Here is a 14429-nt window from a genome sequence, read left to right as displayed (position 1 = left end):
ATACTTCAAGCCGCCTCTTCGGCAACTGCACTCATTCACCCTGGTCGTGTACTGTTTGTACGCTCCCAGGGATTTATTCCCTTGTTGCCTCGATGCAACTCGAATTATTTAGGGTAAAGCGGAAGTGAAAATCTGCTTAATTGATGAAACGGGCGCCGGAGACGGCGCCTTATCTGTTCTGGCTGCCCGCTGGGGGCTGGAGCACGATGAAGACAATCTGATGGCGCTGGTGCTGACTGCGGAACATCTGGAGTTGCGTAAACGTGATGAACCGAAGCTCGGCGGCATTTTCGTCGATTTTGTCGGCGGGGCGATGGCGCACCGGCGCAAATTTGGCGGCGGTCGCGGCGAGGCGGTCGCCAAAGCGGTCGGCATCAAAGGCGATTATTTGCCGGATGTGGTGGATGCCACGGCAGGGCTGGGACGTGATGCCTTTGTCCTTGCCTGCGTCGGCTGTCATGTGCGGATGCTGGAACGTAACCCAGTAGTGGCGGCGTTGCTCGACGACGGACTGGCGCGCGGCTATGCCGATGCGGAAATTGGCCCGTGGTTGCAGGCGCGTTTGCAGTTGATTCATGCTTCCAGCCTGACGGCGCTGACCGATATCACACCGCGTCCGCAGGTGGTTTATCTCGATCCTATGTTTCCCCATAAGCAGAAAAGCGCGCTGGTGAAGAAAGAGATGCGGGTATTTCAGTCGCTGGTGGGACCGGATCTGGACGCTGACGGCCTGCTCGAACCTGCGTGTCAACTCGCGACTAAACGCGTGGTGGTGAAACGTCCGGACTATGCGCCGCCGCTGGCGGATGTCGCCACGCCGAATGCGGTGGTGACCAAAGGGCACCGGTTTGATATTTATGCCGGCACGCCTTTGGCGGATTAACAGATTGCCTGATGGCGCTGCGCTTATCAGGCCTACGACTTAGCGTAGTTTGTCGTTTGTCTTTTGTAGGCCGGATAAGGCGTGAGCCGCCATCCGGCAATACGGATTACACAAACGGTGCCAGAGGATCGGCAATCTCAAACGCGACGGCTTTATCGGCCTTCGGCGGGTAGATAAGCTCACGAGTAATCGACAGCTTCAGTTTCTTGGCCTCGGCACGCGTCAGTTTTACCTGCTGATCCCATCCTTCGGTATAGACCGCTCCCCAGGCCCCCAAATCCAGACAGGTGACGTAGTTTTCCTGACGATACGGCAGGGGGGCGACGTCCAGCAGGCTGGCTGCGGCATTGTTCCCGGCAAATTTACCCAACAGGATCGCATGCTGGCAGGTCATTAATGCGTGATTGCCCTTATCGTCAGTGGCGGCGTAAGCCACATCGCCGGTGGCATAAATATCGTCATAACCCACCACTTGCAGGTTAGCGTTGACGTGCAGACGACCCTGACGGTCGCGCGGGGCATCAATTTGTGTCGTCAGATCGTTAGCCTGGACACCCACGGTCCAGATGACGGTCTGTGAAGCGATAGTTCGTCCGTCCTTCAGCGTAACGCCTGAGGCATTCACGCTTTCCACGTCGGCGTTTACCTGCCATTCCACACCCAGTTCAGCCGAGGCTTCGACAATGACGTTACGCAATGCGTTGCTGTAGCGTGAACCTGGCTGGGGCCCGCGTTCTACTACGACTACTCTGGTCTTAGCTTCAGCACCAAAAATGTCGCGCAGACGGCCCGGCAGCTCCAGCGCCATTTCAATGCCGGTAAAACCGCCCCCGCAGACGACCACGGTATTACGCGCTTCACTCTCGGGTTGGCTTGCCAGACTCTGCAAATGCTTTTCAAGTACAGCGGCACTTTCCAGCTGATCCAAATCGAAGGCGTGGGCTTGCGCACCGGCCACCTGCGAGCGGTTTACGTGACTGCCACTGGCGAGGACTAAGCGGTCATAGCGCTGCAAACGCGTTTCACCGCTGGCATCCGTCCAGCTCACTTCTTTTGATGCGGGAAGGATCTGGCTGACCGTCCCACGCAGAAAGTTAACGCCGGTGACATCGAACAGCGGCTGGAGCGGGGCAACGAGTGTTTCAACCGCATTTTCATAAAAACGCGGACGAACGCGCAGCTCGGGCTGCGGAGCAATGACGGTGATATCAATGTTTGGGTTGGCCTCTTTCTCAAGCAGCCGGGCCGCGCTAAGTGCTGCCCACATCCCTGAGAAACCTGCACCGACGATCAGAATCTGTTTACGCATGATGGTTTTATCCGGTAGTCATGATGGTTAATTTACTCGGATTTTATTTGTCGTAGTTAAAAGATGCAATGTGATTTCATTCTTTACGGGGAGGTAGTGACGTAAAATGCATTTATCATATTGAAAATTAATGAATTAAATATTTTATCTCAATGGGTTTCTTCTTCTCATCTGGAATGATGATGATGAAAAAGCTACAATAACTCAGAATTATTTTGGCTGAGATAAGAGCATGGCATTCTGCAGTTCCGGGGTTGAGTACGGCATTCATAGCCTGATGTGTATGGTGGATAGCAAAGGGGACGCCCGCGATATGAGCGTGCGCGAAATTGCCGATCTGCAAAGCGTGCCCTACGACTATCTGGCCAAAATATTTACCCGTTTGTCGAAGGCGGGACTGGTGCGTAGCATCGAGGGGAAAGGCGGCGGTTTTCAGCTTGCCAGACCTGCCGAGCACATTACGGTGCTGGATGTGGTTAACGCTATCGACGGTGACAAGCGCATCTTTGAATGTCGTGAGATTCGCCAGCGACTCGCGGTCTTTGAGGAACAACCGCCCGCGTGGGCCTGTGAAGGGATCTGTGGCGTACGCTCGGTGATGGATATGGCGCAGCAGCGTATGGAAGAGGCATTAGGACAGCATACGATTCTGGACCTGGCGCGCAAAATGTATCGCAAAGCACCCGAGACCTTTGTGGTCGAAGTACAGGAATGGATCAACGTACGCAAAGGATGAACGAAATCAGGCCGGATAGGGCGTTTACGCTACCATCCGGCACCGGTTTGACTGCCCGATAGCGTAACGCCATCGGGCCTGCGAAGGGTTATGATGATTGATGGCTATCCGGCATATTAATCATCCGGTTCAGCCACGGCACCATCAGCGCCATCACAACCGTGACCGCCAGCGTCACTAATCCGATTTTACTGAACACGCCGGTATAGACAGGCAGTGTCTGCAACGGGTCGGTGATGTTCTCCGGTACGGCGGTAAAGGTGGCGACATAGCCCCCCAGCAGAAACGCGGCGGCCTGCGTCAGGAACCACATCCCGAGGATAAAGCCCATCAGATGCTGCGGCACCAGCGCCGCCACCATTGCCAGTCCCAGCGCGCTAATCAGCAGCTCGCCCAGACTCTGGAACAGATAGACCAGCACGATAAACCACGGCGACGTCAGTCCCTGCGCATCGGCAAACCACATCCCTGCGGCGGCGGCGGTCAGAAAGCCCAGCGAGCACAGGAACATCCCGAGGGTAAACTTCATCGGCATCGTCAGGTCTTTACCTTTGCTGCCCAGACGCGTGTAGATAGCCGCCAGCACCGGACTGGCAACCACCACCCAGAACGGGTTGAGCGCCTGGAAACTCACCGGGTTAAGGGTGAAACCGAGGATCTCATGGTGAACGTTGTTGATGGCAAAGAAGTTCAGCGAAGTGGGCATCTGCGCATACAGAATGTAAAACAGTACCGCTTCAAGCATCAGGATAAACGCCACAAACATCTTGTTGCGACCGGTTTTATCCAGTTTGAAGGCCTGGCGGAAGAAGATAATCGTCACCACAAGCGACAACACAATCAGCACCAGGTTGGCGATTTTCACGTTGTGCATCAGCCAGGCGCAGAGGAAGACCATCGCCACGGTGCCAATCAGGACGTACAACAGATTGCGGAAGCTCATCGGCAGATGGTCTGGCTCGGAACCGATATCTTTCACCATACCGCGGCAAGCGAAATAGACCAGCAGCGCGACAATCAGTCCCGCCCCGCACAGGTTGTAGGTGACGGCGTAGCCAAACTTATCCGCGATCACCGGCGCCAGCGACAGCGACAGCAGCGAACCGATGTTAATCGACATGTAGAACAGGGTGAAGGCGCCATCCAGACGCGGATCTTTTGGCGGATAGCATTTGGAGAGCAGGCTTGCCGGGTTCGCCTTAAACAGGCCGTTGCCGACGGCAATCGTCCCAAGCGCGATAAAAATGAGATCCGGTTTGAGCAACGACATTCCCGTCATAAAGTAGCCGAGTGCCAGTACAACCGCGCCCAGCACCAGCGTACGTTTGGTGCCGAGCAGGTGGTCGCCAACGTAACCCCCAATTGAGATCAGACCGTACACCAGTGCGGCGAAGGCGCCGAAGGTGATAAACGCCTGTTCCTGCGAGAATCCGAGTTGCTTAACAAAGAAAACCGCCAGGATACCCTGAACGCCGTAATAGCCAAATCGTTCCCATAACTCGACAAAAAAGATCATGAAGAACGGGCGGGGTTGCTGCAGCAAACCCGTAGGTGCAGATGTATTCATATTGCTTCGCCTTTCAATGCCATCCCGAAAAGTATGAACGCGTAATACAAAACGCGCCGAAAAAGTCTGACTCTGTTATAGACTGCGGCAATTAGCCGGTGGTGTAGAGTATTATACAGATTGATTTCGTTCTAATCAGTTGATCACACTAATTGTGATTAATAAGGTGGGAGGTTGTACTGATCGTTTTCGGGAATGACAGAAACAAAAACGCCCGCAAAGGCGGGCGCTCTGACATGGCCGGGGAATCCGGCTGGACGTGTTTTACTCTTCTTCGTCGCGCAGTGGAACAATCAGCATGTCGACGTGAACGGTGTTGATCAACTGACGTGCGGAGGACATCAGTTTGCTCCAGAAGTCCTGGTGGTGACCACAAACAACCAGGTCCATGTCGTATTTCTTGATAGCGTCTACCAGCACCTGACCCAGATCGCCGCTGCCGCTCAGGGTTTCGGTGATCGGATAGCCTGCGTTAGTGGACAGTTCGGTCAGCGCGTGGTGGGTTTCTTCAGAAATGCGTTTTTGCATATCGCCCAGATTGACGTCAATCAGGCCGGTATAAAGGTCAGAGTAGTTTACATCAACGTGGATCAGGGAAACCTTTGCGTTGTACGGACGTGCCATAGAGACCGCTTTTTCGACCAGAACTTTGCTTTCCGGTGAAAGATCAACCGCGATGAGAATGTGTTTGTAAGCCATAGTATTACTCCTTCCATAAAGTTGTCGATGACCAGCCAGCTAGCGATTTTTCTACCTTTTCATCACTCGCGTCCTGCGAACTGTGCGGTATGTCTACGCGGGGCTAGCTCAGCCGCGATGGATTGTAGAGACTATCCTTACATTATAGCGACCTGGATAATCCGTCAATCCGCCTTGCTTACCAGATAGTTAAACAAAAAATTTAGATAATTGCATTGATAGTGATTAACCTTCTGGCAAAAAAATTAACTGATCTCCTACACTATTTAGAGAGCCGCTCAAATGATAAGCTCAAAATGAGCGGTTTTTAGTCGTACTTTTTCATTGACTGTCTGGCAGGTTTCGGGGAGCGGTAGTCCCGGAGCGGAGCTCCGTGGGCGGGTCGCCGGGGAGGTCGTATGATAAGCACCGTTGCATTATTCTGGGCGTTATGTGTTGTTTGCATTGTGAATATGGCGCGCTATTTCTCGTCTTTACGCGCGCTGCTCGTGGTACTTCGTGGTTGCGATCCTTTGCTCTATCAATATGTAGATGGGGGCGGCTTTTTCACCTCGCACGGCCAACCCAATAAGCAGGTACGCCTGGTGTGGTATATCTACGCCCAGCGCTACCGCGATCACCATGATGATGAATTCATCCGCCGTTGTGAGCGGGTACGTCGTCAGTTCATTTTGACCAGCGCGCTGTGCGGGCTCGTGGTGATCAGTCTTATTGCTTTGATGATTTGGCACTGAGCATAAAAAAGCGGGCCAGTTTCCTGACCCGCTTGCTTCGGTAACTTCTTTTCTCTTTTCGCTTAGATAAGCTTCAGCGAGATCCAGTACAGCGTACCGGACAGCAGGATCGCGGCGGGTAATGTGAATACCCACGCCATCAGAATGCTGGTCACCGTTTTACGTTGCAGACCCCCACCGTCGACAACCATCGTCCCCGCCACGGAGGAGGAGAGAACGTGGGTGGTGGATACCGGCATCCCGGTGTAGCTGGCGAGACCAATAGAGACGGCTGCTGTCATCTGTGCAGACATTCCCTGAGCATAGGTCATGCCTTTCTTACCAATCTTCTCACCGATGGTGGTTGCCACACGGCGCCAGCCGATCATGGTACCAATACCCAGCGCCAGTGCGACCGCCATAATTATCCAGATAGGCGCATACTCAATGGTGCTCAGCATATCGGTTTTCAGTTTCTTCAGCAGGCGCTGGTCGTCAGCGCTCACGCCCGGCAGCTTCGTTACTTTATCGGTCGTATCGGAGATGCACAGCATGATGCGACGCAGTTGGCCGCGCTGCTCAACGCTCAGCTTGTCATAGCTTTCCACGTTGTTCGACAACATCGCCTTCGCGCGATCCAGCGCGTTAATGGTGTTTGCCGGATGGCAGTGGAATTCCGTCGGCTGCGTTGCGGCCGGTTCCGGAGACGGAATCAGCTGATCGACGCCCGTCACTTTCTTCAGCAGATCGGGATGCTGCTGGAAGTAGATTTCGACGTTATTGATGGCATCACGGGTACGGGTGATTTCGTAACCCGAAGCGTTCATGTTCACCACGAAGCCTGCCGGTGCCACACCAATCAGAACCAGCATAACCAGACCAATGCCTTTCTGACCGTCGTTCGCACCATGCGAGAAGGCGACGCCGATAGCCGAGAGAATCAGGGCAATACGTGTCCAGAACGGCGGCTTTTTCTTACCGTCTTTCTTTTCACGTTCCGCTGGGGTGAGGTGAATACGGGCGCGTTTTTTGGTTCCGCTCCAGTAGCGACGCAGAATGAAAATCAGGCCGCCTGCGACCACCAGACCAACGATGGGCGAGACGATCAGCGAGGCAAAAATGCCCATGACTTTCGGGATGTTGAGCGCGTCCACCACTGAGGTGCCGGTCATCAGCGCATTGGTTAAACCGATGCCGATAATCGCGCCAATCAGCGTGTGAGAGCTGGATGCGGGTAAACCAAAGTACCAGGTACCCAGGTTCCAGATGATGGCGGCGAGCAGCATGGAGAACACCATCGCAAGTCCATGCGAAGATCCCATGTTGAGCAGGAGATCGGTCGGTAACATATGCACGATGGCATAGGCTACGCTGAGACCGCCCAGCAGCACACCAAAGAAGTTGAACACGGCAGCCATGACCACCGCAAGCTGCGAGCGCATCGCACGGGTGTAGATCACGGTTGCAACTGCGTTGGCTGTATCATGGAAGCCGTTAATTGCTTCGTAGAACAGCACAAAAGCCAGAGCAAGCAATAATAAAAGCCCGGTATGTAAATCCAGGCCAGCAAACAAATGTAGCATAGGACGTTACGCCATCTTGAGGACATGAACGCGGCGCATTATCAGTGACTTTAGCGGCGCGGGCAAAGTGAAATATAGACTTTTTTTGATTTAACGTCTGAATACAATAGTGCCTATAAAGAATTATCTTATATATTTCATGCAAATACTTCTTCCTGAGGATTTTCTCGCTGGTGCGACCACTGAGATAACTTTACAATTCACGCCCTGAATTCAGAGAGGAACGTAAAGTGGAAAGGTTTGATGCCATTATTATAGGCGCTGGCGCGGCAGGTATGTTCTGTGCAGCACAGGCAGGACAGGCTGGCAGTCGGGTGCTGCTCATTGATAATGGTAAGAAGCCTGGCCGCAAGATCCTCATGTCCGGTGGGGGTCGCTGCAACTTTACGAACCTTTATGTTGAGCCGGCGGCCTATTTGAGTCAGAACCCGCATTTTTGCAAGTCTGCGCTGGCGCGATATACCCAGTGGGATTTTATCGATCTCGTCGGTAAGCACGGTATCGCCTGGCATGAAAAAACGCTCGGGCAGCTTTTTTGCGATGATTCCGCCCAGCAAATCGTCGATATGCTGGTGGCGGAATGCGAAAAAGGCAATGTGACCCTGCGCTTACGTTGTGAAGTTCTGAGCGTTGCGCAGGATGATGACGGTTTTACGCTGGAGCTGAACGGGGCCACCGTCGGCGCGAAAAAGCTGGTGATTGCTTCCGGCGGGCTGTCGATGCCGGGTCTGGGCGCGACGCCGTTTGGCTATAAAATTGCCGAGCAGTTTGGCCTGAAGGTTTTGCCCACCCGCGCCGGGCTGGTGCCGTTTACCCTGCACAAGCCGCTGCTGGAGCAGCTTCAGGTGCTCTCTGGCGTTTCCGTCCCGTCGGTTATCACCGCGCAGGACGGCACCGTCTTTCGCGAAAATCTGCTGTTTACCCATCGTGGCCTTTCAGGCCCGGCGGTTTTACAGATTTCCAGCTTCTGGCAGCCTGGCGAATTTGTCAGCATCAATTTACTGCCGGATGTCAGCCTGAATGATGTTCTTGACGAACAGCGTAGCGCTCATCCGAATCAAAGCCTGAAGAATACGCTGGCGATGCTGCTGCCGAAGCGTCTGGTGGAGTGTCTGCAACAGCTCGGTCAGATCCCTGATGTCTCGCTTAAACAGCTCAACGTTCGTGACCAGCAGACGCTGATTGACACATTGACCGACTGGCGGGTACAGCCGAACGGCACCGAAGGGTATCGCACGGCGGAAGTGACGCTCGGTGGGGTAGACACCCACGAACTGTCGTCACGGACCATGGAAGCGCGCAAGGTACCGGGTCTCTACTTTATCGGCGAAGTGATGGACGTCACCGGTTGGCTGGGGGGGTACAACTTCCAGTGGGCGTGGTCCAGCGCCTGGGCCTGTGCGCAGGATTTGGCTGGGGCGTGAATTATTCACCTCGTATATCATTACAAACCATAAGCGAATAGACATCATCCATAATGATGCTAGTATTTCATTGATACTAGCTATGAGTATGCGTGTTTCATTTACGGCCAGGAACGCTGATGATGACAACATTACTACCCGATTTTCGCACCTCTCTGTCATTCACTTTCCTTCACGGCGAGCGTCGTTATGACGCCTGTACGCCGCCTGGTCACCCTCACTTTTTCCTTCTTATCCCGGAGGGAAGATACCGCTGAACGCCCGTTCAGTGGGGTTTTGTGACACGCATTGTTTGATAACAGGGATTATGGCGGGTCGATTATGGACAACATTAAGCGTCATCTGACGTGGTGGGTTTTGGGCGTATTGGTGGTGGTTGCTACCGGTGTGTGGTGGGTACTACGGCCCGCAGGCGTACCGGAAGGTTTTGCTGCCAGCAACGGTAGGATCGAGGCGACGGAAGTCGATATCGCGACCAAAATCGCCGGGCGTATTGATGCCATTCTGGTGAACGAAGGGCAGTTTGTTCGCCAGGGCGAGGTGTTGGCGAAGATGGATACCCGCGTGTTGCAGGAGCAACGGCTGGAAGCCATTGCGCAAATCAAAGAGGCCGAAAGCGCCGTGGCGGCTGCGCGGGCGCTGCTTGAACAGCGCCAGAGCGAAACTCGCGCCGCCCAGTCGGTGGTGAAACAGCGCGAAGCCGAACTGGATTCCGTCTCCAAACGTCACGTCCGTTCCCGCTCGCTCTCCCAGCGTGGCGCGGTATCGGCGCAACAACTGGATGACGATCGCGCCGCCGCCGAAAGCGCACGCGCGGCACTGGAATCGGCAAAGGCGCAGGTCAGTGCGACGAAAGCGGCAATTGAAGCCGCGCGCACCAGCATTATTCAGGCACAAACCCGTGTCGACGCGGCGCAGGCGACCGAACGACGAATTGTCGCGGACATCGAAGACAGCGAGCTTAAAGCTCCGCGTGATGGCCGGGTTCAGTACCGCGTGGCGGAACCCGGTGAAGTGCTGGCAGCGGGCGGTCGGGTGCTGAATATGGTCGATCTCAGCGATGTTTACATGACGTTCTTTTTGCCTACCGAACAGGCGGGTCTGTTGAAGATTGGCGGCGAAGCGCGTCTGGTGCTTGATGCCGCGCCGGATCTGCGCATTCCTGCCACCATCAGTTTCGTCGCCAGCGTCGCGCAGTTCACGCCGAAAACCGTCGAAACCAGCGATGAGCGTCTGAAGCTGATGTTTCGCGTCAAGGCGCGCATCCCGCCGGAATTACTCCAGCAGCATCTGGAATATGTCAAAACCGGATTGCCAGGTATGGCGTGGGTGCGGCTGAACGAACAGACTCCCTGGCCTGATTCGCTGGCGGTGAGGTTGCCGCAATGACCCCTCTGGCGCGGGTTCCCGTTCCTCCCGTGGTGCACCTTGACGGCGTGAGTCAGCATTACGGGACCACGGTGGCGCTGAATAACATCACGCTGGATATCCCTGCGCGCTGCATGGTGGGCTTAATCGGTCCCGACGGCGTGGGAAAATCAAGCCTGCTGTCGCTTATCTCCGGCGCAAGGGTGATTGAGCAAGGCAACGTCATGGTTCTGGGCGGCGATATGCGCGATCCGAAGCACCGCCGTGACGTCTGTCCGCGCATTGCCTGGATGCCGCAGGGACTGGGGAAAAACCTTTACCACACGCTGTCGGTATACGAAAACGTCGATTTCTTCGCTCGCCTGTTTGGGCATGACAAAGCCGAGCGCGAAGCGCGGATTACGGAACTACTGAACAGCACGGGCCTGGCTCCGTTTCGCGATCGTCCGGCGGGGAAACTCTCGGGCGGTATGAAACAAAAGCTGGGGCTGTGCTGTGCGCTGATCCATGACCCGGAGTTATTGATTCTGGATGAACCGACCACCGGCGTCGATCCCCTGTCCCGTGCCCAGTTCTGGGATCTGATCGACAGCATCCGCCAGCGGCAAACCAACATGAGCGTGCTGGTGGCGACGGCGTATATGGAAGAGGCCGAGCGCTTCGACTGGCTGGTGGCGATGAACGCGGGTGAGGTACTGGCGACCGGTAGCGCGCAGGAACTGCGCGATAAAACCGCCAGCGAGACGCTGGAGCAGGCGTTTATCGGCCTGTTACCAGAGGCGCAGCGCCAGGCGTATCAGCCGGTGGTGATTCCGCCGTATCACGCGGAACAGGAAGAGATCGCCATTGAGGCGAAAGACCTGACCATGCGCTTCGGTAATTTCGTCGCTGTCGATCACGTCAACTTTCGCATACCGCGTGGGGAGATCTTTGGCTTCCTCGGTTCCAACGGCTGCGGTAAATCGACCACCATGAAGATGCTGACCGGACTGTTACCTGCCAGTGAAGGCGAGGCCTGGCTGTTTGGTCAACCGGTCGACCCGAAAGATATCGATACCCGTCGCCGGGTGGGCTACATGTCGCAGGCGTTTTCGCTGTACAGCGAACTGACGGTTCGACAGAACCTGGAACTCCACGCGCGACTGTTTCACATCCCGGAAGCGGAGATTCCTCAGCGCGTTCAGGAGATGAGCGAACGTTTTATGCTGGAGGAGGTTGAGGATACGTTACCCGAGTCGCTCCCGCTCGGTATTCGCCAGCGACTGTCGCTGGCGGTGGCGGTGATCCATCGCCCGGAAATGCTGATCCTCGACGAACCGACTTCCGGCGTCGACCCGGTGGCCAGGGATATGTTCTGGCAACTGATGGTCGATTTGTCGCGCCGGGACAAAGTCACCATTTTCATCTCCACTCACTTTATGAACGAAGCCGAGCGCTGCGACCGTATGTCGCTGATGCACGCCGGAAAAGTGCTTGCCAGCGGTACGCCGCAGGAACTGGTGGAACGGCGCGGAGCCGCCAGTCTGGAAGCGGCGTTTATCTCCTGGCTACAGGAGGCGGCGGGTTCAGCGCCAGAAGCCCTGGTGCCGGTGGAAACAAAACATAAAGAGGTGACGCCGCCACGTCAGGGATTCAGCCTGCGGCGACTGTTCAGCTACAGCCGTCGCGAAGCGCTGGAACTGCGTCGTGACCCGGTGCGTTCAACGCTGGCACTGCTGGGAACGGTGATTCTGATGCTGATTATGGGCTACGGCATCAGCATGGACGTCGAAAATCTGCGCTTTGCCGTACTCGATCGCGATCAAACCGTCAGCAGCCAGGCATGGTCATTAAATCTGGCGGGCTCACGTTACTTCATTGAACAGCCGCCGCTGACCAGCTATGACGATCTCGACCGGCGGATGCGTTCCGGCGAGGTGGCGGTAGCCATCGAAATCCCGCCTAACTTTGGCCGCGATATTGCGCGCGGGACGTCGGTGGCGATTGGCGTCTGGGTGGATGGCGCCATGCCCAGCCGCGCTGAGACGGTGAAAGGCTACGTGCAGGCGATGCATCAGAGTTGGCTACAGGAGGTGGCGAGCCGCCAGCCGACGCCGGTGGGGCAGAGCGGACTCATGACGATTGAAACCCGCTATCGCTATAACCCGGATGTGAAGAGCCTGCCGGCGATTGTTCCGGCGGTGATCCCGCTGCTGCTGATGATGATTCCGTCGATGCTGAGTGCGTTAAGCGTGGTACGGGAAAAAGAGCTGGGGTCGATCATTAACCTGTACGTGACGCCTACCACCCGCAGCGAGTTCCTGCTCGGTAAACAGTTGCCGTATATCGCGCTGGGGATGCTCAATTTCCTGTTGCTCTGCGCCCTGTCGGTGTTTGTTTTTGGCGTGCCGCACAAAGGCAGTTTCCTCACGCTCAGTCTGGCGGCGCTGCTGTATGTCATCATCGCCACCGGGATAGGGCTGCTGATCTCCACGTTTATGAAGAGTCAGATTGCGGCAATTTTTGGCACCTCCATCATCACCCTGATTCCGGCGACGCAGTTCTCCGGGATGATCGATCCGGTGGCCTCGCTGGAAGGGCCGGGGCGGTGGATCGGCGAGATCTACCCCACCAGCCATTTCCTGACGATCGCCCGGGGGACGTTCTCGAAAGCATTGGATCTCACCGATCTCTGGCCGCTGTTTGTGCCGCTGCTGGTCGCCATTCCGGTGGTGATGGGGTTGAGCGTGCTGTTGCTGAAAAAACAGGAGGGGTGATGCGCCGATTACGCAATATTTATAATTTAGGCATCAAGGAGTTACGTAGCCTGCTGGGCGATAAGGCGATGCTGACGCTGATCGTGTTTGCTTTTACCGTCTCAGTGTATTCCTCCGCCACTGTACTGCCGGGGTCGCTGCATCTCGCGCCAATTGCCATTGCCGATATGGACCAGTCGCAGCTCTCGAATCGTATCGTCAACAGCTTCTACCGCCCGTGGTTTTTACCGCCGGAGATGATCACCGCTGACGAAATGGACGCCGGGCTGGATGCAGGCCGCTATACCTTTGCAGTCAACATTCCGCCCAACTTTCAGCGGGACGTGCTGGCCGGAAGGCAGCCGGATATTCAGGTGAACGTTGACGCCACGCGCATGAGTCAGGCGTTCACCGGCAACAGTTACATCCAGAATATCATCAACGGCGAAGTGAACAGTTTTGTCGCCCGCTATCGGGATAACAGCGAGCCGCTGGTTTCGCTGGAGACCCGAATGCGCTTTAACCCGAACCTCGATCCGGCATGGTTTGGCGGGGTGATGGCGATCATCAATAACATCACCATGCTGGCGATTGTGCTGACCGGATCGGCGCTGATCCGCGAGCGTGAGCACGGCACGGTGGAACACCTGCTGGTGATGCCGGTAACGCCGTTTGAGATCATGATGGCGAAGGTCTGGTCGATGGGGCTGGTGGTGCTGGTGGTCTCGGGGTTGTCGCTAATGCTGATGGTGAAAGGCGTGCTCGGCGTGCCGATTGAAGGGTCTATTCCGCTGTTCATGCTGGGTGTGGCACTGAGCCTGTTCGCCACCACCTCGATCGGCATTTTTATGGGTACGCTGGCGCGCTCCATGCCACAACTGGGGCTGCTGATGATTCTGGTGCTGCTGCCGCTGCAAATGCTTTCCGGCGGCTCCACGCCGCGCGAAAGTATGCCGCAGGCGGTGCAGGACATCATGCTGACCATGCCAACCACGCACTTTGTCAGCCTCGCCCAGGCGATACTCTATCGCGGTGCCGGGTTCAGCATCGTCTGGCCGCAGTTTCTGACGTTACTCGCCATCGGCGGCGCATTCTTCCTGATAGCGCTACTGCGTTTTCGAAAGACGATTGGCACGATGGCGTAATGTTGAGGCTCGCAGCGAACAGTAGGCCTGATAAGCGTAGCGCCATCAGGCATAGTTTGCCGGATGGCGGCTGCGCCTTATCCGGCCTACGGGAGTGCAAATGCAGGCCGGGCAAGCGAAGTAATGTTGAGGCTCGCAGCGAACGGTAGGCCTGATAAGCGTAGCGCCATCAGGCATAGTTTGCCGGATGACGGCGATGCCTTATCCGGCCTACGGGAGCGTAAATGCAGGCCGGGCAAGCGAAGTAATGTTGAGGCTCGCAGCGAA

At 55.9% G+C, this 14429-nt stretch carries 11 protein-coding genes; 7 read left to right on the top strand and 4 right to left on the bottom strand.

The window, feature by feature from the left end; genetic code table 11:
- Positions 1-124: 124 nt before the first annotated feature.
- Positions 125-883, top strand: coding sequence for a 16S rRNA (guanine(1516)-N(2))-methyltransferase RsmJ (rsmJ, locus tag OGY35_RS07640; protein WP_286631895.1), 759 nt, complete (start codon positions 125-127; stop codon positions 881-883).
- 106 nt (positions 884-989) lie between these two features.
- On the opposite strand, the gene OGY35_RS07635 is transcribed toward rsmJ, so the two are convergent.
- Complete coding sequence (locus OGY35_RS07635; protein WP_286631893.1) at positions 990-2192, bottom strand: NAD(P)/FAD-dependent oxidoreductase; 1203 nt, start codon at positions 2190-2192, stop codon at positions 990-992.
- Between the two features lie 232 nt (positions 2193-2424).
- Here OGY35_RS07635 and OGY35_RS07630 point away from each other — a divergent pair, with 232 nt between their 5' ends.
- A complete protein-coding gene (locus OGY35_RS07630; protein ID WP_286631892.1) occupies positions 2425-2928 on the top strand; it encodes an RrF2 family transcriptional regulator in 504 nt (167 codons plus the stop codon).
- An 88-nt stretch (positions 2929-3016) separates the two neighbouring features.
- Here OGY35_RS07630 and dtpB read toward each other — a convergent pair whose 3' ends face one another.
- Complete coding sequence (dtpB, locus tag OGY35_RS07625; protein WP_286631891.1) at positions 3017-4495, bottom strand: dipeptide/tripeptide permease DtpB; 1479 nt, start codon at positions 4493-4495, stop codon at positions 3017-3019.
- A gap of 264 nt (positions 4496-4759) precedes the next feature.
- Positions 4760-5194 carry a universal stress protein UspA gene (gene uspA, locus OGY35_RS07620; RefSeq protein WP_000323571.1) on the bottom strand — a complete coding sequence of 145 codons (435 nt, stop codon included), beginning with the start codon at positions 5192-5194 and terminating at the stop codon, positions 4760-4762.
- A 398-nt stretch (positions 5195-5592) separates the two neighbouring features.
- On the opposite strand from uspA, the gene uspB reads away from it, so the two are divergent.
- Entirely contained in the window at positions 5593-5928 is a 336-nt protein-coding gene (gene uspB, locus OGY35_RS07615) for a universal stress protein UspB (RefSeq protein ID WP_152400433.1), read from the top strand.
- Between the two features lie 62 nt (positions 5929-5990).
- On the opposite strand, the gene pitA is transcribed toward uspB, so the two are convergent.
- Positions 5991-7490: an inorganic phosphate transporter PitA gene (pitA, locus tag OGY35_RS07610; protein ID WP_152400431.1), complete on the bottom strand. Its 1500-nt coding sequence runs from the start codon at positions 7488-7490 to the stop codon at positions 5991-5993.
- A 230-nt stretch (positions 7491-7720) separates the two neighbouring features.
- On the opposite strand from pitA, the gene OGY35_RS07605 reads away from it, so the two are divergent.
- The 4 genes from OGY35_RS07605 to OGY35_RS07590 all read left to right on the top strand — a co-directional run bounded on the left by OGY35_RS07605 (position 7721) and on the right by OGY35_RS07590 (position 14162).
- The gene (locus OGY35_RS07605; protein ID WP_152400429.1) at positions 7721-8914 is read left to right on the top strand and encodes a BaiN/RdsA family NAD(P)/FAD-dependent oxidoreductase; all 1194 of its coding nucleotides are present in this window, start codon (positions 7721-7723) and stop codon (positions 8912-8914) included.
- A gap of 321 nt (positions 8915-9235) precedes the next feature.
- On the top strand, positions 9236-10303 hold the full coding sequence (locus OGY35_RS07600; RefSeq protein WP_286631888.1) for an HlyD family secretion protein: 1068 nt from the start codon (positions 9236-9238) through the stop codon (positions 10301-10303).
- Entirely contained in the window at positions 10300-13038 is a 2739-nt protein-coding gene (gene rbbA / locus OGY35_RS07595; protein WP_286631886.1) for a ribosome-associated ATPase/putative transporter RbbA, read from the top strand. Before OGY35_RS07600 ends, rbbA begins: the two co-directional genes overlap by 4 nt.
- Positions 13038-14162 carry an ABC transporter permease gene (locus OGY35_RS07590; protein ID WP_195296113.1) on the top strand — a complete coding sequence of 375 codons (1125 nt, stop codon included), beginning with the start codon at positions 13038-13040 and terminating at the stop codon, positions 14160-14162. Before rbbA ends, OGY35_RS07590 begins: the two co-directional genes overlap by 1 nt.
- Positions 14163-14429: the final 267 nt, after the last annotated feature.

The organism is Citrobacter sp. Ct235, assembly GCF_030332305.1.
In the GTDB taxonomy this organism is placed as follows: domain Bacteria; phylum Pseudomonadota; class Gammaproteobacteria; order Enterobacterales; family Enterobacteriaceae; genus Citrobacter_A; species Citrobacter_A telavivensis.
This window is presented reverse-complemented; position numbering and strand designations above follow the sequence as displayed.

Excerpts from the sequence above, each read along its gene's own strand:
- OGY35_RS07635 (WP_286631893.1), bottom strand. The coding sequence starts at position 2,192 with ATGCGTAAACAGATTCTGATCGTCGGTGCAGGTTTCTCAGGGATGTGG.
- OGY35_RS07630 (WP_286631892.1), top strand. The coding sequence starts at position 2,425 with ATGGCATTCTGCAGTTCCGGGGTTGAGTACGGCATTCATAGCCTGATG.
- dtpB (WP_286631891.1), bottom strand. The coding sequence starts at position 4,495 with ATGAATACATCTGCACCTACGGGTTTGCTGCAGCAACCCCGCCCGTTC.
- uspA (WP_000323571.1), bottom strand. The coding sequence starts at position 5,194 with ATGGCTTACAAACACATTCTCATCGCGGTTGATCTTTCACCGGAAAGC.
- uspB (WP_152400433.1), top strand. The coding sequence starts at position 5,593 with ATGATAAGCACCGTTGCATTATTCTGGGCGTTATGTGTTGTTTGCATT.
- pitA (WP_152400431.1), bottom strand. The coding sequence starts at position 7,490 with ATGCTACATTTGTTTGCTGGCCTGGATTTACATACCGGGCTTTTATTA.
- OGY35_RS07600 (WP_286631888.1), top strand. The coding sequence starts at position 9,236 with ATGGACAACATTAAGCGTCATCTGACGTGGTGGGTTTTGGGCGTATTG.
- rbbA (WP_286631886.1), top strand. The coding sequence starts at position 10,300 with ATGACCCCTCTGGCGCGGGTTCCCGTTCCTCCCGTGGTGCACCTTGAC.
- OGY35_RS07590 (WP_195296113.1), top strand. The coding sequence starts at position 13,038 with ATGCGCCGATTACGCAATATTTATAATTTAGGCATCAAGGAGTTACGT.